We start from the raw sequence: 22,836 nt of genomic DNA on the forward strand, positions 1-22,836 counted from the left end.
CGTGGACATGGCAAGGGCGGGTCGCGACCCTAGGGTAACGACCCGCCCTTCAATGCGTAAGGCGCTTGACCTACGCCGCTTCGTCCTCTTCAAGCCCATCGAGCGGCGCGAACGCGTTGTCGGGGTCTCCGCCAACTGTGTACTCAGGGAGTTGGCCCTCTTCGTCACCGGGGAAGGAGCGCTCGATATCGATCAACGAGAACACCAAACCGGAAATTTGCACCGTCCAGTCCTCTTCAGACAACTCGGGGCGCTCCGGAGTCTCCTCGCTCACCGTCGCGGTACTGACAGTGAGATTGGTGACCGTGAAGTACCGTTCCAACTGAGAGTTCATGGACTTCACGAAGTCCAGAACCGCGGCCGGGTCACCCTCTGTTGTCAGAGTCACCGGGATGCCGTACAAGCCCTCAAATGGCGGCTCTTCCGCGACTGGCTGTGCGGGCTGTTCCGCCTCACCTTCGGTCGCTGCGTCGTCACCAGCAGTCGTAGTGGGCTCAGGCGACGGCTCAGCCGACGTTTCAGGAGATGCTTCGCCATCAGTCTCTTCGTCGTCGACCAAAGCGGGCGGCTCGAACTCACCAAGTGCGAGCGGGTCAATAACAGTTGCGCGGCCGTAGGTTACGTCCACCAACGGCAATTCAACCTCCTCGAGTTCCCCAGCAATCAAACGTTCAAACTCAGACTGCTCCACGCGCGGAGGTAAATCGAGGGAGATCTTCGCGATTTCTTCACGCCAGCCGGGAACCTCCTGCTCAAGTGCTTGCATTTGCGCGATTTGGATCTCGAGAAGATCGTTCTCATCGCGCGCGAACTCAGTGTCTTCTCGAGCTGACGATGCCGAGTCAAGCTGTGGTGAGATGACGAACACGTATGCCAACGCGCCAATCAGGACGGCACCCAGAATCGTGCCAGTGATGAGCAGGCCATTCCCATTGCTCTTCGCCATTAGTTCTGCTCCTCAGTCACGTCATCCGCCAACAGTTCCGGCGGAACCTCGGTCTGTTCGGTCTCGATACGGCCAGACAGGGCGTTGAAGGTGATTCTCGTAGCACCGGCGTACTCCCAGAAACCAGTGTCGGTCTCGTCGTTGCTCTGAATCTGCTTACTGTCGATCCATGTGTCCTGGTATCCAGGGAGGGCATCCACGGCGTCAGCAAAATCTTCGACGAGCGATGGTTCGAGTGAACGTCCAACAAACGTGACCGAGCCCATGTCTAGCGAGCCAAAGATGGTCCCGTCGTCACCCGCTGAACTATATGGAGTGGCTTGCGTGACCTGAATCGCGGTCCATTGAATGTCATCAGGCATCTCCGCCATCAACCCTGAAAGCTGAGTTGCCCAGTCAATATCAGTGAGGCCAGCCCACATGCGGGCATTGGCTGAGTTCTCGAATTGGGCCTGAACATCATTCACGTAGTCGTAAGTGGCCAACTCGGCGACGAGGACCGGTCGACGGTCCTGTTCGATAGCAAGTTCCTCTTCGGCCGAGACCTTGGAGGAATAGGCAAGGAACCACGCCGCCACAAGCAGCAGCAAGAAGACAACGAAACCTGCCAAGATCCCGATGCGCGCACGCCCACGGCTACGCCGTTGCTCGATCTCTGGCGGCACCAGGTTGACCTGCGGTGAGCTAGGAGCACCGATCTGTGGTGATACGGGGTTCATATCAGACCTCCCCAAACGTTAGACCGAGCGCAATTCCCGCTTGCGCTTCGTGTCCCTGCAACGCAGTGCCATCGGCCTTCTTCCCGACCGAGATCCGCGACGTGGTGTCACCGAACCTCACCGGGAGTCTCGTGGCGCTCGCGAGATACTGTCCAAGGCCATTGAGGAGAGCGCCACCGCCAGTGATTACGACGGCTTCGATGGAGGCACCTGGATTACTGGACGAAAAGAACACGAACGTGTTGCGGACCGACTCCACGAGAGTTCGCACGGATTGCGTCAATGCCTCCTGAGCCTGCGCGTACTCAGTCGCTACGGGCGCAGCTCCAATCCCGAGACCGCGCTTGACTTCTTCGGCGCGCTGAACATCGCTATGGAGTGCACCGGCGACCGCATCCGTCATTTCTTGGCCACCGCTCGGCATCATTCGCACCATGCGTGGCTGACCATGCTGAGCGATAACGACTGTGGTGATGCGCGCGCCGATGTCAACGAATGCAACGATGCGTTGAGTGGCCTCTTCAGTGAGTTGGCTGCGTAGTAGCGCGAACGCGCTGAGGTCCACCATGGTTGGGCGCAACCCGGCGTTTTCCACGGCAAGCAAGTTCTGCGACACGACGGACTTTGGCGCTGCAACAAGGATGCCGCGAAGCAGTCGTTGTCCCTCGGCTTCGCGCTCGGCAGTCGGATAGAAGTCAAGCATCGCCTCATCAGGAGACATCGGCAACAGTTCTTGGACCTGGAACGGGAGCGAACTACGCAACTGAGCCATGGGCATCGCCGGTACTTCGAGCTCGCGGACGACCACGTTTGGAGCGCCGACTCCGACAGTTACTTCCTTGGTCGCGATCTTGCCCCGCGACAAAGCTGCTTTAATCGCCGAGCCCACACCAGCGACATCAATGACCTCTCCGCCCTGGACTGATCCTGGCGGGACTGGTTGCTCCGCGTACGCGGTTAGTGTGCCGCGCGCTTCAGCTCCAGTCTTCTTCCCTGCGAACTCGACTTCGGCAACGCGCACATGCGTGGCCCCGATGTCGAGCCCAAGCCTCTTGACACTCACGTCGTTCCCTCATTTCCCCACGAATTGCTGTGCGCACTATCGGCACGTTTCACCAAGTACTCAAGTCTCACGATGTCGTCATACCCCTACCCGACGCTCCAGGTGAGGTACAGATCCCATAGGTCCGCACCCCAGAATGTGCCGATCCAGAATCCCGCAATCATCCATGGCCCGAAGGGAACTTTGATGCCACGCACACTTCGGGCTCGGGCCATTGCGCCGACGGACCAGATCAGTCCAAGGAAAGGAGCTGCGATCGCACCTACTGCCAAGGGTCCCCACCCCAGAAAACCCAATGCTGCTCCCAAAGGGACGGCTAGCCTCACGTCTCCGAACCCGAGGCCCTGCGGGTATGCAAACCAAAGCAGAAAGTAAAACCCTCCCAAAATCGCTGCACCCGCAATGGCACGCAACGCATCGCTCCACTCGCCCTGGGCAAGGCTCAGCACGAGGGCTCCAGTGGCAACGACGCCGGCACTGGGATAGATCAGCGCACTCGGAAGTCTCATGTGCTGGAAGTCGATGACGGCGAGTGCAACCGTCGTCACGGCCAAGAACAACAGGACCACAGTCCACACGGAGATCCCGAACATCGTGACGATCGCCGCAAACAGCGTCGCAACGGTTAGCTCGACAGCGGGATAGCTCCAACTGATGGCGGAGTTGCACCTTCGGCAACGACCCCGTAGAAGCACCCAGGACAGCAAAGGAATATTGTCGTACCAAGCGATGGGTTGGTCGCACGACAGGCAGCGACTCGAGTCGCTGACCCAATTCCTTCCACTCGGTACCCGCGCGATCAGCACGTTGGTGAAAGAGCCGACGAGGAGTCCGAGAACTGCCCCAGCGGTAATCACTAACCATGAGGTCACCTACGAGACCTCGCGCTTGTACAGCAGCTCAACGACGAACCCCGAGCTCGACTGCGCCGCGGAAACGAGGTTAACGCCGGGTACACCGACGTTCGTGTAGACAAACTCGGCCGGGGTGTGAATGTCGACATCACCGCCGTAAACCTGCCCGATGAAGGAACTGTTGTTGTGAATTTTCACCGAACCTGGTGCATACCAGAATGACTCGAGCGGCGGTTCGATCGTCATCGGAGTGTGGTTAATGATGTCGCCGGACCCATGCGAGTGCGGAACGATCACCCACAGCTTGTAGTTGCCGCCGTCTCCGGAACTAAAGGTGAAGTCGTTGGAAGTCTCGAAGTTGTTCACAAAGAAGACGGTGTCGGCGTTCAGCGAAAACTCGAACCCGCTCTGAGAATAGAAGCCGTTGTCGTAGCCGTTCGAGCAGCCCCTGAGGTCGAACATCGTGGGAGCCGATGGCAGCTCAACTGGTCCCTTGATGGAACCAATCCAGCCCGCGTAGTTGCACTGGTCAATGGTGCTACGTTCCCACGCCTTCAGCGGGTACTGGTCATCGATGCGCTGAGCTAGGTCAGCGTCGTCACGGTGGACGAAGCCCGTCCAATCCGACGGTGTGTAGTCAATCACTGGAAGGCCCACCGGGACGATGTTCGTAATGGAATCAGCGCCGACGTTGTACTTCGTTGCGCCGTTGGCAACGACTGGGTGGTAACCGACCTGGCTTCCACCGGCGGTCACGTCCCCACCAATGTAGATCGGGTTGTTATTGACAAGATCACCGTTACGTACAGTCACATTGCCGTCCACGGAATACTCGGCAGAGGCTGTCGAGGGGAACCGCACGCCGAACTGCGCCCAGAGGTCCCCAGCAACATGGCATTGGCTATTGGAGAAGTTCACACTTCCATCGGGAACGATCAACGAGCCCTTCAGCGTGGCTCCACCCGAGCAATCCCAGTCTCCACCGTCAACCCAAACATCAGCTTCCTGATCAAGCAGCTGTGGGGACAAAGTGAATCCAGCACCAACAAATACGTCTGTCGCCGAGAAGATTGCCGCGTCCTCGGACAACTGTGTGCGCGGCTCCAGTGCCAGGCTGGACTGCATCACACGCTCAGGATTCAAGCCGATGCTGTCCTCGACGCCCACTGCGGTCGCCGTGACGGTCGCGCGGTTGGGCAACGCGTTCAACGTTCCACCCGTGCATGCGATGGGGTCTGCTGAGTCATCGTTGAAGTAGTCGATCGTCACCGATACAGACGTGGCCTGGGGGCCGTCGTTGAGGGTGATGGGACTGAACGATGGTGCTCCACACGGTGAGTCGTACTCCAGCTCAGCCATTGTGGCGTCAATCGCAGCCTCTGCTGCGTGCACTTCGGTTGTACGTAGCCGGTCACGACCAGAGTCGTTGACCGCGATGATCGTCTGCGTGATGACGATGCCAGCGACGGCGATACCAACTAGGCCGACTCCCATGGCCGCAACAAGTGCAACGCCCTCATCATCGCGCTTATGGTGCGCGGGTTTGAGTGTGAACATCATTGAACTCCTCACAGAGCCGGGATTGACGAGCAATAGTCGGGCGAGTAGCCGTACACAGTGTTACGGCCGGTAACGACAGATGAGACGACGGAGGGATTCGCTCCCTCGCGCTCGCCAGGGTCGCCCATGCGCAACGTAATGCGAATGTTCTGGGCTTTTGATCCTGTCGGAAGCGTCGTGTCGAGCCAGAACGGTGGCCACGTTTCGGAGTCCGCGGGATCAATGGCGGTAGCACCAGAGTCAACGACGTTGTTGGCCACGTTGAACCAGGACGTTGCGGTCGAAGGATCCCCTGCGTCCCACTCGCGATACTCGAGGTCGCCGTAGCGGCTACCTGCGTCGTGGTGGATCACTCGCCACTGCACGCACTTGTCCTCGCCGTTCTCCTGCGTGTAAACCCGGAGCGAGTAATTGGCAGCGACACCAGACTGCGCGTAGCTGTCTAGCGCTGGGTCCAAGATGACGTTTCCGGAGCGGATCTGCCTGTCGATCTGCGAAAGCCCGAGTCGGGCTTGTTCGACTGAACGAGTTCTGGCGAGGTTGTCCTCAGCTTGGTTAATCATCGTGATGAAGAGCGAGAAAATCAGCGCCATGAGGATGGAGAAGATCGTCATGGCGATCAGAAGCTCGGTCAGGCTGTAGCCACCCGCCTGGTCCCGTTCGCTCCACCGCCTACGCATTTCCTCACGCATTCTCAGGCTCCTTGTAAGAGGCCGATGCGGACGAGCCGTTGAGGGTGGTCTTGACCGACAAGATGAACGGGTCCCCCACCGTGGGCTCCACTGTGTAATTGATGGTCGCGGTGACCGTGCCCGTCGAGGCGTTCACAGAGCATGCTTCTTCCGCGCATACGGGATCCACACCGTCCACGACGTCACTAGACCGGGACACCGACACCGCACCCGATGCAGTGACAGTGACCAACGCGTTGCTCCACGTCACTTCGGGGATGGTGCCAGAGCCACTAGCACTTGGCGAGATCGACAGGCTTGAGTATCCCGAGCCGTTCCAGTACTGGAGGGAGCCCCCACGCGAAAGCTGCGCAGCAGTCGTCGTCTGGGAAGTTCCGCGTTGGGCGAGTACAGAATCGTTGTACCCCGTGATTGTCACCAGCCCGCTGGCGGCGTCACCGCCGTCCCAGCTTGAACCGACGATGGCACCAACGGAAATAGTGCCCAGCTGCCGGTTCACGCCAGCTGAGGCGCAACCAGATCCCGAGAGCACCTCACAACCGGTATTGCCATTGCCAGCGAGTCCCTCGACAAAGCGTCCCGCCCAGGCGGTTTCGACACTCGAGCCACTCTCCTGTTGGACGCGACCAAGGCGAACAATGTCGGACCCAGCGTTGAGCAGTAGGTAACCCGAATAGGTGCTCGCGGGATTCATACGTGAACTCGCGCATGGCTGTGTGGCTGGGATCGTAGCGGCGCCAGCGCCTACAGAGCACGCAAGGCTGGTCGACGCGTCAAGGGTGCCGTCGCGCGGGTCATCCGCGCGGGCTGTCAGGCTCAAACCACTCGTGCCGCCACCGATGGTGTGGCTTGAATTGTTGGCTGACATCGTTATGTCTGAAGGGTTTGCCGGCGCAGCCTCTGGGTTAACGTCGTCATCAGAGGCATCGAGTGAGAACGCCTCGTAGCCCTCAAGCCACCCAAAGTCTTCGGGCTGGTTGTCCGTATCGTCGTCGTTCCATCGCACCCCGCCATATTGACCTAGTGCGGTGGCGGTCGTCGTCTGCTGGCTCGACGTGTGCGCGACCGTCGAGGAAGTGCCCACCTGAATCTGGTGGAACGGAGAACTCTCGAACAATGGTCGCGGCAATGCTGGATCTTCCTCGTTTTCGGGAAGGGACGTGGCCGATGCTGTGAAGACCACGTTGCCGGAACTCGCCTGCGAGTAGTACAACGCTTGACAGGACGCCAGGAACGGTGCGTTATTCAGGTCACCGCACCCACCTGAAGGTGCGTATGCAGTCGAAAACAGAGTTGTGATCTCTTCGTTACCGTGCCGGATAGAGTCCCAAGTCACGACTACGGCGAGGCCATATGCGTCGTCCTGTCCCGCCTGATCGCGCGTGACGTACGAGCGCACCGTGAACTCGGTCCCACGACCTGCGCCATCGGCCTCCACCTGAGTATGAGATCCCGTGACGTCGAACAGCGGAGGCCACGCTTGAGAGAGGTCTTGATCAGACAGACCGGATGGCGCGACCTGCAGGGCAATCGACGTGCCTTCTACGGTCAGTACGTCACCGGCGACAAACGGGTCTCCACCAGAAGCGGCTTGGTAATTGCTAGACATACCCTTCTTAAGCACATTCCAAGGAATGGCGCGCATTTGCTCCATTGCTTCATTCGCGTAGGAAGTTGCTTGTTGACGAGCATTCGAGTCCGCGTTAGTGGTCAGAGCAGACGCTTGAATTCCGATGATAGCAAGAATGACGATTGCCATCACGAACATCGCCACAATCAGTTCAACCAGCGTGAATCCGTCTTCACGCTCGCTCAACTGATCTCGACGGTCACCGTTAGACAAATCAGCCTCTCCTTCAAAATTGGCCTTGGTAGGGGCACGTGTCAACACGCGCCCCTACCAAAACGAGAATACTTAGGAGCAGTCGCCCTCTTCGAGTCCACCCTGCGCGGAGTACTGGTATCCAGTAGTGGCGGCTACGTCGCCCTTGTCGTTGGAGACTGAAACGCACCAGTCTGTGGAGTCGTTTCCGGTGTTGTCGCCAGTTTCCAAAAGCACGTTGTCGGACGCTGCACTCACAACTTCACTGTCGATCGTGTAATCTTCCCCAACCGCCGACTGCTCGATGTTGGGGCCAGCGGTCTCATCCACGAACCAGGTTGCAACTTCCTTACCAAGCGTCGACACGTCAGCCTTGGCCGCCGAGTCCTCAGCCTTCTCACGCTGCGAGAGGAAGATCGGGATGGCGATTGCGGCAAGGATGCCGATGATGATCATCACCACGAGGAGCTCGATCAGGGTGAAGCCCTGGTCCTTGTTTTCCATCTGCTTACGAATGCGAGACATCATAGTCTTGATTCCTTTACTTTCATTGTTATATGTCAAGGGAAACTTATGTTTCCCCTCCTACCGACACGGGAGTGTGTCGGAGAAGTCTCTTTAGGCGATCAATTCGAAGACTCCGAAGATCGGCATGTAAAGGGCGATCACCATGAATCCCACGATTCCCCCAAGGACCGCGATCATGAGCGGCTCGATCAGTGACGTCAGTTGTTCGGTCGTGGCTTCAACTTCTTGGTCATAGAAGTCGGCAATCTTGTCAAGCATGTCGTCGAGGGCACCGGTGTCTTCACCAACGGCCATCATTTGCACGACCATAGGTGGGAACACCGCATGCTCGGCGAGCGGCTTCGCTAGCGAGTTTCCAGTCCGGACAGACTCGCGTACGTCTTTGGATGCGCGCTCAATTACGATGTTTCCACTCGCTTCGCCAACGATATCCAGCGCCTGTAGAACCGGCACTCCCGATCGCAGCATCGCGCCGAGGTTTCGCGTGAACCGCGCGACAGCAATCTTTTGCACGAGCGGACCGAAAACGGGAACCTTCAGGTAAATAGGCTCCACCTTCTCGCGGAAGCCCTTCGAGTTCTTGTTCTTGTTCCAGAGGACAACGCCCACCACAGTGGCGATTATGAAAGGAATAATCAGAATCTTCAGCAGGTCCGACATCGTCACGAGGATCTGTGTCATGAAGGGCAGGTCACCGCCGAGTGAGTCAAACATGCCCTCGAACACCGGCACGATAAAGAGCAACATGCCGATGACCGCGAGGATCGCGATGATGAAAACGACGACGGGGTAAGTCATCGCGGACTTAACCTTGCCGCGAAGTTTCACCTCGGACTCGAAGTTGATCGCGACAGATTCGAGGACCGTGTCGAGGAAGCCTCCGACCTCACCCGCGCGGACCATGTTGACCATTAGTGGCGGGAACACCTCGTGCTTCCCCAGCGAAGTCGACAACGCTACACCCGCCTCGACGTCGCTCCGCACTTCTTGAATGATCTTGGCAAGAGCAGGGTTTTCGGTCTGCTCACCAAGGATCGTCAGAGCGCGCAGGAGCGAGAGTCCCGATCCGATCATCGTCGCGAGCTGCCGCGATGCAATCGCGATGTCCTTGAGCTTGATGCGATCGGTGAGGCCCGGAATGCTGATCTCGGTCTTCAGGCCACCGGTTTTGACCTCGGTGATGCTGACAGCTGCAAGGCCCATGTCCCGCAAGCGTGCGGCAACTGCGGCCTCAGAAGGCGCCTCGATGGAGCCCTTTTGGATCTTGCCGCGAGAGTCGCGGACTGCGTAGTCAAACTTTTTCGTGGCGGTCGCCATGGCTACTGTCCCCCGCCCGAGTGAGTTGCACGGCCACACAACCGGTTGAAGTCTTCCAGGTGGTGGCACATCTCAACGCCAGTCTCGTAGGAGATACGTCCCATCTTCACCAGCTGCGCGAGGTGCTGGTCCATGGTGTGCATTCCCTGTCGGGAGCCAGCCTGAAGCATGGAGTAGATCTGGTGAGTCTTGCCTTCACGAATCAAGTTCCGGATGGCAGGTGTTGCGATCATCACCTCGGTGGCTACAGCGCGGCCGGGTCCGTCAGAACGCCGGCACAGCGCCTGACACACAACTCCTTGGAGCGCGGACCCCAACTGAGTCTGCACCTGGGCCTGCTGCTCAGAGGGAAAGACGTCGATGATGCGTGAGATCGTCTGTGCAGCGTCCTGCGTGTGCAGTGTGCCGAAGACCAGGTGTCCCGTCTCTGCGGCTGTCAGCGCGACCTGGATAGTCTCGAGGTCACGGAGCTCACCGATCAAGATGACATCGGGGTCCTGACGCAATACGTGCTTCAACGCCTTCTGGAACGAGTGGGTGTCCGTACCCACCTCACGCTGGTTCACAAGGGAACTCTTGTGACGGTGGAGGAACTCAATGGGGTCCTCGACAGTCATGATGTGCGAGGAGCGGTTACGGTTCACTAGATCAATCAGCGACGCCAGCGTCGTGGACTTGCCGGATCCCGTGGGTCCCGTGACGAGCACGAGGCCACGTGGCAGCCCAGCAAAGTTCGAGACTGTCGCCGGAACGCCGAGCGCCTCAAGCGGCTTGATCTCGTAAGGGATGACACGGAACGCCGCACCAATCGCGTTGCGCTGCTGGTAGATGTTGACGCGGTAACGCGCCTCGCCAACGAGTGCGTACGAGAAATCGAGCTCCAATTGCTCCTCGAAGGTCTCACGCTGCTTCTGCGTCAAGATCCCATACACCGAGCGCTGGATGGAGTCAGGAATCTGCTTCTCCATGCCCTCTACGGGGACAAGGTTGCCGTCCACTCGCATCATGGGCGGCGCACCCGAAGTGATGTGTAGGTCGGATGCACCGGCACGCAACATCGCGCGTAGCGCTTCCTGGATATCTAGGTCGCCGGATTGCTGCGCACGAGCCATTCCTACGCGCTGCGGCGTTTCATTGCTGGCAGGCGCTGCAGTGCTAGATGCGGCGTGCGGTGCCGAGGGCGCCTGTCCTGCCGAGTGCTGTGTAGGCGCACTACGAGGGACCCCGGCCATAACGCCGGTGCTTGTGCGAGTTGGCTGGCTTCCCGTGACGGGCTGCGAGGGGGTAGCTGGAGGCTGCTGCACCGCAGGCTGCGCGGGCGTCGCAGGAGCGCTCTGGGGCATGTAACTGCCCTGCGCCGACGCCTGAGGCATGAAGCCTCCAGGCATTGCACTTTCTGCCATCGTCTTTCCCCTCATTACCGCGGTGCCAGTGCCCCTCAGCACGTCTGCCTGCGGTGATTGATCGTCAGTCTATGGATCTGGTTGGGTTTGGTCTACCCACAACACGGACTTCTGTCAGTGGAATTTGTCACTTTAGTGAGGAACCCTCACAAACTGGACAAATCGCCGGTCTACTTCACAACTCGCAAGAGTTCCTCGATCGACGTCAGTCCCATCTGCGCCTTGACCCAGCCGTCAGACAACAGCGTTTCCATTCCCGCCTTGAATGCTGACCTTGCAATCTCGGCGCTTGACGCACGGGCCACCGCGAGCCGTTCAATCTCTTCTGTGACGGGCATGATCTCGTGCAACGCGAGGCGCCCTCGGTACCCAGTATGTGAACAGCGCGAGCATCCCACGGCCCGGAAGAGCATCGGAGGTTCCTCGTCCTCGGGATGGCTGAACCGCTGGATCTCCTCGCGTCCGGCCTGGTACTCCTCTTTGCAGTTCGAACAAAGCCTGCGCGCAAGGCGCTGTGCGACCACGCAGTCCACAGCCGAACCGACGAGGAACGGCTCGATGTTCATCTCGATCAGTCGAGTAATCGCGGACGGCGCGTCGTTCGTGTGGAGAGTCGACAACACAAGGTGACCTGTGAGCGCAGCTTCAATGGAGATCTGAGCTGTCTCGCCATCGCGGATTTCACCGAGGAGAACAACGTCAGGATCAGCACGCAGGATTGAGCGAAGCGCTGCCGCAAAGGTCAGTCCCGCCTTGACGTTGACCTGGACCTGGTTAATGCCCGGTATTCGGTACTCGACCGGGTCCTCCACCGTAATAACGTTGATTTCAGGTCGTGCCACCTGATTCAACGTGGCATATAGGGTCGTCGACTTACCCGATCCCGTGGGGCCCGTGACGAGGATCATGCCGTAGGGCTTCGTGTAGGACGCCTTGTACATCGCGAGATTCTCATCGCGAATGCCGAGGTCCTCAAGGTCCATCGCCGCGGTCGAATTGTCGAGGATACGCATCACGACCTTCTCGCCCCACACCGTGGGCAGGGTCGCGACACGTAGGTCGATCTTGCGGCCGTTGTGGTTCACCGACAGGCGGCCATCCTGGGGCTTGCGTCGCTCAGCGATGTCGATGTCCGCCATGATTTTGATGCGGCTGATCACACCGTTCTGTGTCGATTTGGGCGCCTTCTGCATCTCGTGCAGCACGCCGTCAATGCGATACCTCACGCCAAGTCCGTGTTCAGCCGGTTCAATGTGGATGTCCGAGGCACGGTCCTGGATTGCCTGAGTAATGAGGAGGTTCACGAACCTGATGATCGGAGCGTCATCTTCGATGACGGAACCGACCTTGGAAAGGTCCACTCCCTCTTCCTCTTCCGCGATGTCGTCGCGGAGGTTTTCCAACTCTGCGTCAGAGCGGCAGTACCTGTCGATCGCGGCCAAGACGTCGTCGTGTGCGGCGACCACCGGGAGAATCTGCATCCGCGTGAGGTTGCGAATGTCGTCAACCGCAACCACGTTGCCCGGATTCGACATTGCAATCTTGAGGATGTCCCCGTCCAACTGGATGGGAAGCGCGGCGTGACGGCGGCAGACGGTGTCCGGCACCATCGAGACTGCAGCACGTTCGACTGGGAAATCCGCCAGCTCCACGAATTCCATGCCGACCTGGCTGGCGAGTGCGCGCACAAGCTGGCCTTCGGAGATCAGTCCCATCTCGACGAGCGTGCGGCCCAGCGAGGCGCCACGTTCCTTCTGCTCGTCGATGGCGTCCATCAACTGCTCTTCGCTGAGCGTGCCCTCTTCAAGGAGGATCGATCCGAGTTGCTTCACGCGCGTTCCCTCTAACCTGTTGGCCGCGCAAGCCCCTCAGCGTGTGCGGCTAGCCATCTTCCTGCGCAACATACATCGACAACGGCTTGAGGCCTAGCCCGAAGTGACTCATTGCACAGCGCTATGCGCGAGCGGCTAACTCAGCGCTCAGCGCATTACCCATGGCATCCAACGGAGCCTCGCGCCCCGTCATGAGCCGCACCTGCTCCCCTGCCTGGTGCAACAGCATGCGCGTGCCGTCAACGAACGTTCCGCCCAGGTCGCCCCACGCGGCACCAAGCTCCGTCACGATCGGTGAGTAAACAGCGTCGAGCAAGACAGCATCGGCCGGAATTGCCTGCCCTCGCTCACGCAACGCGGCCGCCACGAGAGAACCCACAGAGCCCGGCACTGTCGACACAACGGCCTGAGCGGTCGCGAGAAAATCCGGTGCCGACTCAAAGTCCACGAAGCGAGGCTCCACGCCCATCTTCGTGGCCGCGCGCAGCAGGCCACCCGCACGGGCACGGTTTCGCACCACCACGACGGGACGCGTCACCCCCAGGCGCCCCAGAGCGGCCATCGCAGACGTCGCCGTCGCTCCCCCGCCAATGATGACCGCCTCGCTCGCCTCGGTCACGGCACCCTCGGCGAGCGCCGCCACCACGCCATGGACGTCGGTATTGGCACCCACGAGCTGGCGGCCCGCCCCGACGGGCTGGATGAGCACGGTGTTCACTGCGCCAACGAGCTTAGCCATGGACTCCACAAAGTCGAGCATCGGCACCACGGCCACCTTGAGCGGCATGGTTAGGCTGAGCCCGCTCCAGGAGTCGTCCATCCCGGCAATGAAGTCCGCCAGGGTGTCCTCGGTGACCTCGTGTGCGCTGTACAGCCACGGCAGTCCCAGGGACTCGTAAGCAGCCCGGTGAAGCACCGGGGACAGCGAATGCTCGATAGGACTACCGAGCACCGCCGCCTGCCTAGCGGCTGAAGCGCTCACGCGGGTCACTCGTCCGGGTCAGCGGTGGCGTCCTCGTTCTCCGCGATCCACGCGTCGAGCTCGGCGTCGTTGGCCAAGTGCTCGTCGTAGGTCGTGGCGTACTTGGTCTCGCCAGTTTCGAGGTTTACCGTCACGAAGTAGATGTAATCGGTGTCCGCGGGGTTGACCGCAGCCTCGATGGACGCTGCACCAGGAGCCGCAATGGGGCCCGGGGGCAATCCAGTGTTCTGGTACGTGTTGTACGGGCTGTCGACGTTCAGTTCTTCCTGCGTCGCGAATGCGCCCTCACCCGGCACCACGTACTTGACGGTGGAGTCCATCTGCAGCGGCATGTCGATCTCGAGACGGTTGTAGACCACCGAGGCGATCAGCGGGCGGTCCTCATCGAGGCGCGCCTCCATCTCAACAATCGAGGCAACCGTGAGGATGTCCTCCCAGTCCGCGTTGGCCACACCGTTTTGGTCAAGGACCTTGATGGTCTGCGCGACCATCGTCGACAGAACCTCGACAGGCTCGACGTTCGGGTTGAACGTGTACGTGGCGGGGAACAGCCATCCCTCGATGTTGTCCTCGGCTTCTTCTGGCAGGCCAATCGCCTCGTGGTCCTCAGCGACTTCCTCGACCTCTTCGACCGAGTAATCGATCAGGTTCGCGATCGCCTGGTAGTAGTAATCGACGGTCTTGCCCTCAGGGATCGTGATGCGCAATTCGTCACGGTTCGCGGGGTCAAGCAGCGCGTCAACGGCGAATTCCGCCTTCATCTCGCGCTGCAGGAAGTAGTAGCCCGACTGGATCGCGCTAGCGTCAGGGTTCGCGGTGTACGCCTCGACGAACGCATCGACCGATGCCACGACGCCAGCCTCGTAGAGGACCTCGCCGATCTCGGTTCCGGACATGCCAGGCTCAATGACGACCTGCACAACGCCCTGACCGGCGCCCTCATAGTCGGCAGCCTCGTTGCTACCGCTGGGGCCTTCAAAGCTGTTCACAAAGTTGTAGGCAATGCTCGAGCCCACGGCCAGCAACACCACGGCCACGGCGACCGCGATCAGCGTGAAACGACGGCGCTTTTGGCGTTGCTTCTGACGTTGCAGACGACGCATGTCTAGCGTCGTCGTGGTCGTCGTCTCGTTCTCGAAGAAGTCAGTCATCGTCACCCTTGCGTGAAATCACCTGGGATACCTTACCCAAGTTTCCGCGCTGTTCCGTTTCTAGAGCTGTCTCGAGGATCACGACAGCGGCGGCCTGATCGATCACCTCGCGTTGTTGCTTTGCGTTGCGACCGGCCTGGCGCATAGATGCCGAGGCGGTCGCGGTTGAGAAGCGTTCGTCCACCAAACGCACAACGGCGTCGGTTCGTTCCGCCAGTTCCTGACCAATGCTCATGGCGTCTTCAGCCGACGGCCCCAGTTCACCCGACAACTTGCGAGGAAGCCCCACGAACACCTGCGTGGCAAACCGCTCATCAACGATCGCGAGCAGCTCGTCGACGGCCTTGGGCGTGCGCTTCACCGTTGTCACGGGGAAGGCGAGCCGCCCTTCGGGGTCGGAGGCAGCGACGCCGATGCGGACCGAGCCCACATCGACGCCGAGGCGCACTCCCCTATCCACGTGCTGCGAGAGCGTCGCGAATCGCTACGAGTGCGTCGGGAATCTTGGCTGCATCCTGGCCGCCACCCTGGGCGAGGTCCGGCTTGCCGCCACCACCACCACCGAGGGTCTGCGCGGCGACCTTCACGAGGTCGCCGGCCTTGACGCCAAGGTCGCGAGCAGGTCCGTTCGTGGCGATCACGATTTGCGGTTTGCCATTGAATGCGGCCGATGCTGCCACCACTGTGGGGGCAGCGTCACCGAGGCGTGAGCGGACGTCCGTCACGAGCGTGCGCAGGTCATCCGGATTAGAGGCGTTCACCGACTCGTGAGCGACGAGCTTCACGCCGCCCACGTCCGTAGCGGTGTCCACAAGTTGGCCTGCCACCTGCTGCATGGCCTGCTGACGGTACTGCGTCAGCTGCTTCTCAGCGTCGGACAGACGGTTCAGAAGCGAGCCGATGCGGTCGCTGAGTTCGTCCGGACGGGCCTTGAGCGTGGTGGTGAGCTCGTTGACGATGGCGCGCTCGGCTGCCAACTGGCTGAAGGCATCGGCTCCCACCAATGCCTCGATGCGACGTGCACCAGAGCCGACCGAGCCCTCGCTCGTCACGCTCAGCAGGCCAATCTGCCCCGAGTTCGCGACGTGCGTTCCTGCGCACAGCTCGCGGGAGAACGGTCCGCCGATCTCGACAACACGGACGCGGTCGCCATACTTCTCGCCAAACAGCGCCATCGCACCGAGCGACCGGGCGTCGTCAAGGCTCATCACGTTGGTCGCAACGGGAAGCTCTTCGCGAATCGCACGGTTGGCGATGCCCTCGATCTCCTCGCGGGCCATGCCAGAGATGCCCTGGCGCCACGCGAAGTCGAGACGCATGTAGCCGGGCTTGTTGTACGAGCCGGCCTGGGTCGCATCCTCGCCGAGAACCTCGTGGAGCGCTGCGTGAATCAAGTGCGTCGCCGAGTGGGCCTTGGACGCCAGGTGACGGTTGGTGAGGTCGACCTCCGCGGAGACCTGGTCCCCGGTGGAGACTTCGCCCTCTTCGACGGTCACGGTGTGCACAATGACGTCGGCAATGGGCTTCTGTACGTCGATCACGTTCAGCGTCGCGTGCGCGCCACGAATCTGACCGGTGTCAGCGTCCTGGCCGCCGGACTCCGCGTAGAACGGGGTCTCGGTCAAAATGATCTCGACCGTGTCGCCAGTCTGAGCGACCGGCACGGACACGCCGTCCTTGATAACCGCGGCGATGGTGGTGCCGAGCGCCAACTCGTCATAGCCGCGGAAGACTGTGGGCTCCAGGTGCTGGTACACCGAGACGTCTGCGTGGCCGCCCTTCTTCGCCTTGGCATCGGCCCGGGCCCGCTCCTTCTGCTCGGTCATGAGCGAGCGGAAGCCCTCCTCGTCAACGGTAACGCCCTGCTCGTGCGCCATCTCGAGGGTGAGGTCGATCGGGAATCCGTAAGTGTCGTGGAGCTTGAATGCGTCTTCGCCACCCAGCGACTTCTTGCCGGCCTTCTTGGCGTTGCCCACTGCGGTGTCGAAGATCGTGGTGCCGGACGTCAGCGTACGGCGGAAGGCGTCCTCTTCCGCGGTCGCGACGTTGAGGATCTTGTCGATCTTTTCGCCGAGCTCGGGGTAGGACGGCTTCATCGACTCATACGAGGTGTTCACGAGCGACTCGATCGACGGGTCCTGGACTCCCAGCAGACGCATCGAGCGAACCGTGCGGCGCAGCAGACGGCGCAGCACATAGCCGCGGCCCTCGTTGCCGGGGACGATGCCGTCGTGGATCAGCATCATCGAGCTGCGCACGTGGTCGGCGATGACGCGTAGGCGAATGTCGTCCTCGGCGTCAGCCTTGTACTCCTTGCCAGCGAGCGCTGCGGCCCGCGCGATGACGGGGAAAACCTCGTCGATCTCGTACATGTTGCCCACGCCCTGCTTGAGGTACGCGATGCGCTCCAGCCCGGCGCCGGTATCGATGGCCTTCTGGTCGAGCTCACGGATCAGCGGGTAGTCCTTGCCGGAACCGGGTCCGCGCAGGAACTGGTCGAACACCAGGTTCCAGATCTCGAGATAGCGGTCGCCGCCGGGGTCTACGTTGCCGCCGACAGCCTCGGGACCAAACTCGGGGCCGCGGTCGTAGTGCCACTCGGCGCACGGGCCTGCGGGCCCGGGCTGGCCGGTGTCCCAGAAGTTCTCTTCACGCTCGAGGTGGACGACGTGCTCGTCCGGAACGCCGATGTTGCGTAGCGCTGAATGCGCCTCGTCATCGTCCTTCCAGGTCGTCACCCACAGGCGCTCGGGATCCAGGCCGTACTTGCCGTCGGCCTCAGAGCCCGTCAGGAGCTCCCACGCGAAGTCGATCGCGCCTTCTTTGAAGTAGTCACCAAAGGAGAAGTTGCCCAGCATCTGGAAGAAGGTGCCGTGACGGGTAGTCTTGCCGACCTCTTCGATGTCCTTAGTGCGGATGCACTTCTGCACGCTCGCGATGCGCGAGTGGGGCGCCTCTTCCGTTCCAATGATGTACGGAATGAAAGGAACCATGCCGGCCACGGTGAACAGCAGCGACGGGTCGGGAGACACCAGCGACACGCTGGGCTCGATGTGGTGGTCCTTCGACTCGAAGTAGTCGATCCAACGCTGCCTGACATCAGCCGTGCGCATCTTGTCCTCCATGATCGGTGGGCTGTAAATGCCCAGATGAGAGCGCATCGGCCCTCACGAAATCTTCCCTGCGCAAGCATGGCACTAACGCCCGCGCATCCGCCCCTCACACGCCACGCACGTGTCGTGTTGGGGAGGGGTCGGACCCTAAGTATGACAAAACCGCCGGGTCCCGACCAATGTCGGAGCCCGGCGGTTAAGTGCGTGGTGCCAGTATCTATCGCTTAGCGCGCGTAGTACTCAACAACCATCTGAACTTCGCAGGTCACGGGGACCTCGGCGCGCTTGGGGCGGCGGACCAGCTTGGTGGTCAGCTTCTCCAGCGAAACGTCGATGTAGTCCGGGACCTCGGGCAGCACGTCGCGGTGTGCACCGGCGGCGGCAGCCATGTAGGGCTCCATCGTGACGGCCTTGGGCTTGACCTGAATGGTCTGACCCGGCTTCACGCGGAACGAGGGGCGGTCAACGATCTTGCCGTCCACGAGGATGTGGCGGTGCAGAACCGACTGGCGGGCCTGCAGGATCGTGCGAGCAAAGCCCGAACGAAGAACCAGGGCGTCAAGACGCATCTCGAGGAGCTCGACAAATGCCTCACCTGTCAGACCCGGCTCGTGGCGGGCCTCTTCAAAGGTGCGGGTCATCTGCTTCTCGCGAAGACCGTACTGGGCGCGAAGACGCTGCTTCTCGCGCAGACGAACCGCGTAGTCGCTTTCCTTGCGACGTGCGGTACGACCGTGCTCACCCGGGGGGTACGGACGCTTCTCGAAGTGCTTGACTGCCTTGGGCGTCAGGGCGATGCCCAGGCTGCGCGACAGGCGAACCTGGCGACGTGCCTTCTGTACTGAAGTCATGATTTCCTTCACAGTTGAGCGCGCGCGGATGCGCGACCAACAATGGTTGTAATTTGCTGAGTTCGCGGAGACAGCAGCCAACCGTCCGCGAGGGCTCAATAATGTTACCAGGTTCGCCGCCTGAAGACCCGCATGTACTGCTGGGCGCGTCAGTCGCGGCCGAGCATCTCCCGGATGCGGCTCAGCCGGTCCGTCACGGTCCGCTCAAACCCGAACTCCGTAGGAGTGTAGTAGCGGGAGCCGCGCAGGGCCTCGGGCAGATACTCCTGGTGCGCAACGCCCCCGTCGGCGTCGTGCGAGTACTGATATCCCTCACCATGGCCGATGCTCTTGGCACCCGAGTAATGCGCGTCACGTAGGTGCTCGGGCACCACGCCAGCCTTACCTGCACGCACGTCAGCGATGGCGGCGTCAATGGCAACGTATGAGCGGTTCGACTTGGGGGCCGTCGCCAGATACGTCGTGGCCTCTGCAAGCGGAATTCGGCCCTCCGGCATGCCGATGAAGTTCACGGCGTCCGCCGCTGCCTGGGCGATTACGAGCGCCTGCGGGTCGGCCATGCCGATGTCTTCTGCGGCAAGTATCACTAGGCGGCGGGCCAAGAACCGAGGGTCCTCCCCCGCGACCACCATGCGCGCCAAGTAGTGGAGGGCTGCGTCAACATCCGATCCACGGACCGACTTGATGAAGGCGCTGATGACGTCGTAGTGCTGATCACCCGACTTGTCGTAGGCCACAAGCGCTGAGTCCATGGCCCGCTCGGTGAGTTCCGCTGTGATGACGGGAACGCTCTCCCCCGGCTCAGTTCCGGCGGCCAATGCCGCATCAGCGACGGCCTCCAGGAGCGTGAGTGCCTTCCGAGCATCGGCCCCAGCGACCCGAAGCATGTGGTCGCGCGCCTCGGGTGCCAACCCGACCTTGCCCGCCAGGCCCCGGTCGTCCTCGACCGCGCGATCGAGCAAGGCCCCCAGGTCCTCGGAGGCCAGCGGCTGCAACGTCAGCAAGAGCGATCGGGAAAGGAGCGGGCCAACGACGGAGAAGCTCGGGTTCTCTGTGGTCGCACCGATCAACGTTACCCAACGGTTCTCCACCGCCGGCAACAGTGCGTCCTGCTGGGTGCGCGTGAAGCGGTGAATCTCATCGACAAAGAGGACCGTCTCGCGCTCTCCAGTCGCGATGCGACGCTTCGAGTCCTCGATGACGCCGCGCACATCCTTGATTCCGGCCGTGACCGCGGACAGCTCCACGAACCGGCGCGAACCGGCGACCATGTACGCGAGGGTGGTCTTGCCGGTCCCGGGTGGTCCCCACAGGATGACCGACGTTGCAGGCGCGCTATCCCCCACCAAGCGGCGAAGAGGCGAGCCGTCCGTCAACAGGTGGGACTGGCCGACGACCTCGTCGAGTTCCCGTGGGCGCATCCGTACTGCGAGCGGAGCGTTGGGACCGGGCTCAGGTACGCCGCGGCCGGTGCGCTCGGTCGACTCGAACAGATCCATGCCGCAAGCCTACGTCCCACCTCTGTCATCGCTCACCGCCCAAACCCAACCCAACCCAACACAGCATCGGCGCGCTCCAACCCATCGCAGCATCGGCCCCCCGCACTCTCCGCGCGTGCAGTCGGTGCTCGATTCGTTCATTCTCGGAAAGTCGAGAATGAACGAATCGAGGTGGCTCCTCCCCTGAAGGCGTCACATGCCGGACACCAGGTGTCCCTAAACTTGCCGCCATGTTCTCTCGGCTCGCGCACCTGTCTTCACGCCATCCCGTTTCCGTCGTGATCGCGTGGGTGGTCGCGGCTGGGGCGATGGCGGGCGTTGCCATGGTGGGCTTGGGCGACGGGAACGTCTTCGACCGCGCAAACACTGGCGCGCTCACGGTCGATGGCGCAGAGTCGACGTACGTCTACGAGACCCTTGGCGCGGCGAGCTCGTCCGACGCGGGCCCGACGTTGAGTATGGACATCCAGAACGTCGACCCTTCCGACGGCCAGTTTGCTCGTGACGTGCAGGAGCTCAGCGACACCATCGCGACACGGGACGGCGTCGCCGCGGTCACGACCCCATACGGGCTCACACCGGGTCCTGCCTTTGATCCCGCGCGCTACGACACTGGTGGCGGGGAGGCCGATGCTGGGGGCCTGGCCAACATCGATCAGTCACCGCTGGTGTCCGCCAGTGGCGACGCGGTTCTGATGAGCGTGGACTACGGCCCTATCCCGGGCAGCGGCAATGGTGAGCACCGTGAGGTGACGGCGATCACGAAGGACTACTTCGCGACACACGTGCCTGAGGCTCGCGTCGTGGCGTTCTCCAACCCGATGATGCTCAACGACTTCACGCACCAGGTGGAACAGGACCTCGTGACCGGCGAAGCTATCGCGCTTCCCGTCGCGTTGCTCGTGATGGTGCTGGTCTTTGGTGGATTTCTGGCGGCAAGCGCCCCGATCATTGGCGCGTTCGCGTCAATCGCCGGTGGCCTGGCCGTGCTCTTTGCCTTCAGCTACATCATGGATCTGGACACGTCGTCCATCAACGTCGTCACTGTTCTCGGCATTGGACTGTCAATCGACTACGGACTCCTCATGGTGTCCCGTTACCGCGAAGAGCTTTCAGCTCGTGAGAACGGGCCCGCCAATGATCAGCGGGCGTTGGCGCTCGTGGCGACGGTCATGACGGCGGGCCGGACCGTATTCTTCTCCGCCGTCACGGTCGCCATCTCCGTGGGCGGAATGCTGATCTTCAACGCAGACATCATTCGCGGAATTGGCGGTGCCGCGCTTGGCGTCGTAGTGATGGCGCTGCTGACCGCGCTGACCCTGGTGCCCGCGGTGCTGTACCTCTATGGGCACCGGCTGTCACGCCCCAGCGTGTTGTCCCGGGTCCCGGGGCTTCGCACCCTGCTGCGGTACACCGCGGATGTGACCCGCGACACGGGCGTCTTTTCCCGGCTAGCCGGTCGCGTGCAGCGACGCCCCTGGATCGTTGCTCTGGCCACTACAGGCGTCCTTCTCCTTCTCGCGAGCCCGCTGCTGAACCTGCAGGTGCGTAACTCCGAGGTCGATCTCTTGCCCGTCAGCAACGAAGGCAGAGAGTTCATCGACACCTACGAGGTGGAGTACCCAGACCTGGCACCGCCCAGCGTTCAGGTATTGGTCGACGCAACTCCGGACGAGGCGGACGCCTGGGTGTCGGAATCGGTCCTGAACATTGACCACGTGACCGGCGCGGAGCCTGCCACCGATCTACCCGGCACTGGACTGTCGATGATTGGGCTCTATACCGATGTCACCGACCAAGGCTCCCCGGAGGCCACCGGGATCGTCACGGATATCCGCGACCTCGAGTCGCCGTTTGAGGTCTGGGTGGGTGGCACTGCGGCCATCCAGGTGGACTTCGTCGACGCACTCATTGCGGGCGCACCGTGGGCCGCCGGGCTGGTGGTGCTTGCGACGTTTGTGCTCATGTTCCTCATGACCGGCTCCGTTCTTGTGCCGGTGAAGACACTGCTCATCAACGCGTTGTCTCTCGCGGCGGCTCTGGGCGTGCTCAGCTGGATCTTCACCGACGGGCACCTCGAGGACTTGCTCAACTTCACCTCCACCGGCGGCATCGAGACGTATGTGCTCGTCATGGTGCTCGCGTTCGGGTTCGGCCTCGCGATGGACTACGAGGTGTTCCTGCTGGCGCGTGTGAAGGAACTCGTGGACTCCGGTGTCGACAACGACACCGCTGTGCGTGTGGGGCTGCAGCGCTCGGGTCGCATCATCACGTCCGCGGCGGCCATCATTATGCTGGTGTTCCTCGGCTTCGCCACGGGCGACCTGCTCGTGATCAAGCAGGTGGGGGTGGGTCTAGCGGTTGCCGTGCTCATCGACGCGACAATCGTGCGCATGCTACTGGTGCCGGCCACCATGACGCTGCTAGGTGAGCGGAACTGGTGGGCACCGGCGCCGCTCGCCCGGCTTTACAAGCGGTACTCCATCACGCACTAGTCGCCGCGG

At 61.4% G+C, this 22,836-nt stretch carries 18 protein-coding genes; 1 reads left to right on the forward strand and 17 read right to left on the reverse strand.

What is annotated here, in order from left to right; translation table 11 throughout:
• Window positions 1-70 precede the first annotated feature (70 nt).
• The 17 genes from AOP74_RS09575 to AOP74_RS09655 all read right to left on the reverse strand — a co-directional run bounded on the left by AOP74_RS09575 (window position 71) and on the right by AOP74_RS09655 (window position 20,332).
• Window positions 71-946, reverse strand: a complete 876-nt coding sequence (locus tag AOP74_RS09575) for a hypothetical protein (protein WP_061962160.1) — start codon at window positions 944-946, stop codon at window positions 71-73.
• Window positions 946-1,665, reverse strand: coding sequence for a PilN family protein (locus AOP74_RS09580; RefSeq protein ID WP_061962161.1), 720 nt, complete (start codon window positions 1,663-1,665; stop codon window positions 946-948). The genes AOP74_RS09575 and AOP74_RS09580 overlap by 1 nt, the downstream gene beginning before the upstream one ends.
• 1 nt (window position 1,666) lies before the next feature.
• Entirely contained in the window at window positions 1,667-2,728 is a 1,062-nt protein-coding gene (gene pilM, locus AOP74_RS09585; RefSeq protein WP_061962162.1) for a type IV pilus assembly protein PilM, read from the reverse strand.
• A gap of 86 nt (window positions 2,729-2,814) precedes the next feature.
• Window positions 2,815-3,600 carry a prepilin peptidase gene (locus AOP74_RS09590; protein WP_061962163.1) on the reverse strand — a complete coding sequence of 262 codons (786 nt, stop codon included), beginning with the start codon at window positions 3,598-3,600 and terminating at the stop codon, window positions 2,815-2,817.
• Window positions 3,601-5,142, reverse strand: a complete 1,542-nt coding sequence (locus AOP74_RS09595; RefSeq protein ID WP_061962164.1) for a hypothetical protein — start codon at window positions 5,140-5,142, stop codon at window positions 3,601-3,603.
• An 8-nt stretch (window positions 5,143-5,150) separates the two neighbouring features.
• Window positions 5,151-5,834 (reverse strand): PulJ/GspJ family protein, encoded by a 684-nt coding sequence (locus tag AOP74_RS09600; protein ID WP_061962165.1) that lies wholly within the window; start codon window positions 5,832-5,834, stop codon window positions 5,151-5,153.
• Window positions 5,827-7,677 (reverse strand): prepilin-type N-terminal cleavage/methylation domain-containing protein, encoded by a 1,851-nt coding sequence (locus AOP74_RS09605; RefSeq protein WP_061962166.1) that lies wholly within the window; start codon window positions 7,675-7,677, stop codon window positions 5,827-5,829. Before AOP74_RS09605 ends, AOP74_RS09600 begins: the two co-directional genes overlap by 8 nt.
• A 72-nt stretch (window positions 7,678-7,749) precedes the next feature.
• Entirely contained in the window at window positions 7,750-8,184 is a 435-nt protein-coding gene (locus AOP74_RS09610; protein WP_061962167.1) for a prepilin-type N-terminal cleavage/methylation domain-containing protein, read from the reverse strand.
• A 90-nt stretch (window positions 8,185-8,274) separates the two neighbouring features.
• Window positions 8,275-9,501: a type II secretion system F family protein gene (locus AOP74_RS09615; RefSeq protein WP_061962168.1), complete on the reverse strand. Its 1,227-nt coding sequence runs from the start codon at window positions 9,499-9,501 to the stop codon at window positions 8,275-8,277.
• Window positions 9,502-9,503: 2 nt separating this feature from the next.
• Complete coding sequence (locus AOP74_RS09620) at window positions 9,504-10,613, reverse strand: type IV pilus twitching motility protein PilT (protein ID WP_061962169.1); 1,110 nt, start codon at window positions 10,611-10,613, stop codon at window positions 9,504-9,506.
• A gap of 461 nt (window positions 10,614-11,074) precedes the next feature.
• Window positions 11,075-12,736, reverse strand: coding sequence for a GspE/PulE family protein (locus AOP74_RS09625; protein WP_061962170.1), 1,662 nt, complete (start codon window positions 12,734-12,736; stop codon window positions 11,075-11,077).
• 121 nt (window positions 12,737-12,857) lie between these two features.
• Window positions 12,858-13,718 (reverse strand): shikimate dehydrogenase, encoded by an 861-nt coding sequence (locus AOP74_RS09630; RefSeq protein WP_061962592.1) that lies wholly within the window; start codon window positions 13,716-13,718, stop codon window positions 12,858-12,860.
• 5 nt (window positions 13,719-13,723) lie between these two features.
• Complete coding sequence (gene mltG / locus AOP74_RS09635) at window positions 13,724-14,869, reverse strand: endolytic transglycosylase MltG (protein ID WP_061962171.1); 1,146 nt, start codon at window positions 14,867-14,869, stop codon at window positions 13,724-13,726.
• Entirely contained in the window at window positions 14,862-15,329 is a 468-nt protein-coding gene (gene ruvX / locus AOP74_RS09640; RefSeq protein ID WP_061962172.1) for a Holliday junction resolvase RuvX, read from the reverse strand. Before ruvX ends, mltG begins: the two co-directional genes overlap by 8 nt.
• Window positions 15,322-17,982, reverse strand: coding sequence for an alanine--tRNA ligase (gene alaS / locus AOP74_RS09645; RefSeq protein ID WP_061962173.1), 2,661 nt, complete (start codon window positions 17,980-17,982; stop codon window positions 15,322-15,324). The genes ruvX and alaS overlap by 8 nt, the downstream gene beginning before the upstream one ends.
• Window positions 17,983-18,206: 224 nt before the next feature.
• Complete coding sequence (gene rpsD / locus AOP74_RS09650; protein ID WP_061962174.1) at window positions 18,207-18,833, reverse strand: 30S ribosomal protein S4; 627 nt, start codon at window positions 18,831-18,833, stop codon at window positions 18,207-18,209.
• A gap of 149 nt (window positions 18,834-18,982) precedes the next feature.
• Window positions 18,983-20,332, reverse strand: coding sequence for a replication-associated recombination protein A (locus AOP74_RS09655; protein ID WP_061962175.1), 1,350 nt, complete (start codon window positions 20,330-20,332; stop codon window positions 18,983-18,985).
• A gap of 230 nt (window positions 20,333-20,562) precedes the next feature.
• On the opposite strand from AOP74_RS09655, the gene AOP74_RS09660 reads away from it, so the two are divergent.
• Window positions 20,563-22,827, forward strand: coding sequence for an MMPL family transporter (locus AOP74_RS09660; RefSeq protein ID WP_061962176.1), 2,265 nt, complete (start codon window positions 20,563-20,565; stop codon window positions 22,825-22,827).
• Window positions 22,828-22,836 lie beyond the last annotated feature (9 nt).

Origin of the sequence: Demequina flava (assembly GCF_000975035.1) — a bacterium.
Classification (GTDB): domain Bacteria; phylum Actinomycetota; class Actinomycetes; order Actinomycetales; family Demequinaceae; genus Demequina; species Demequina flava.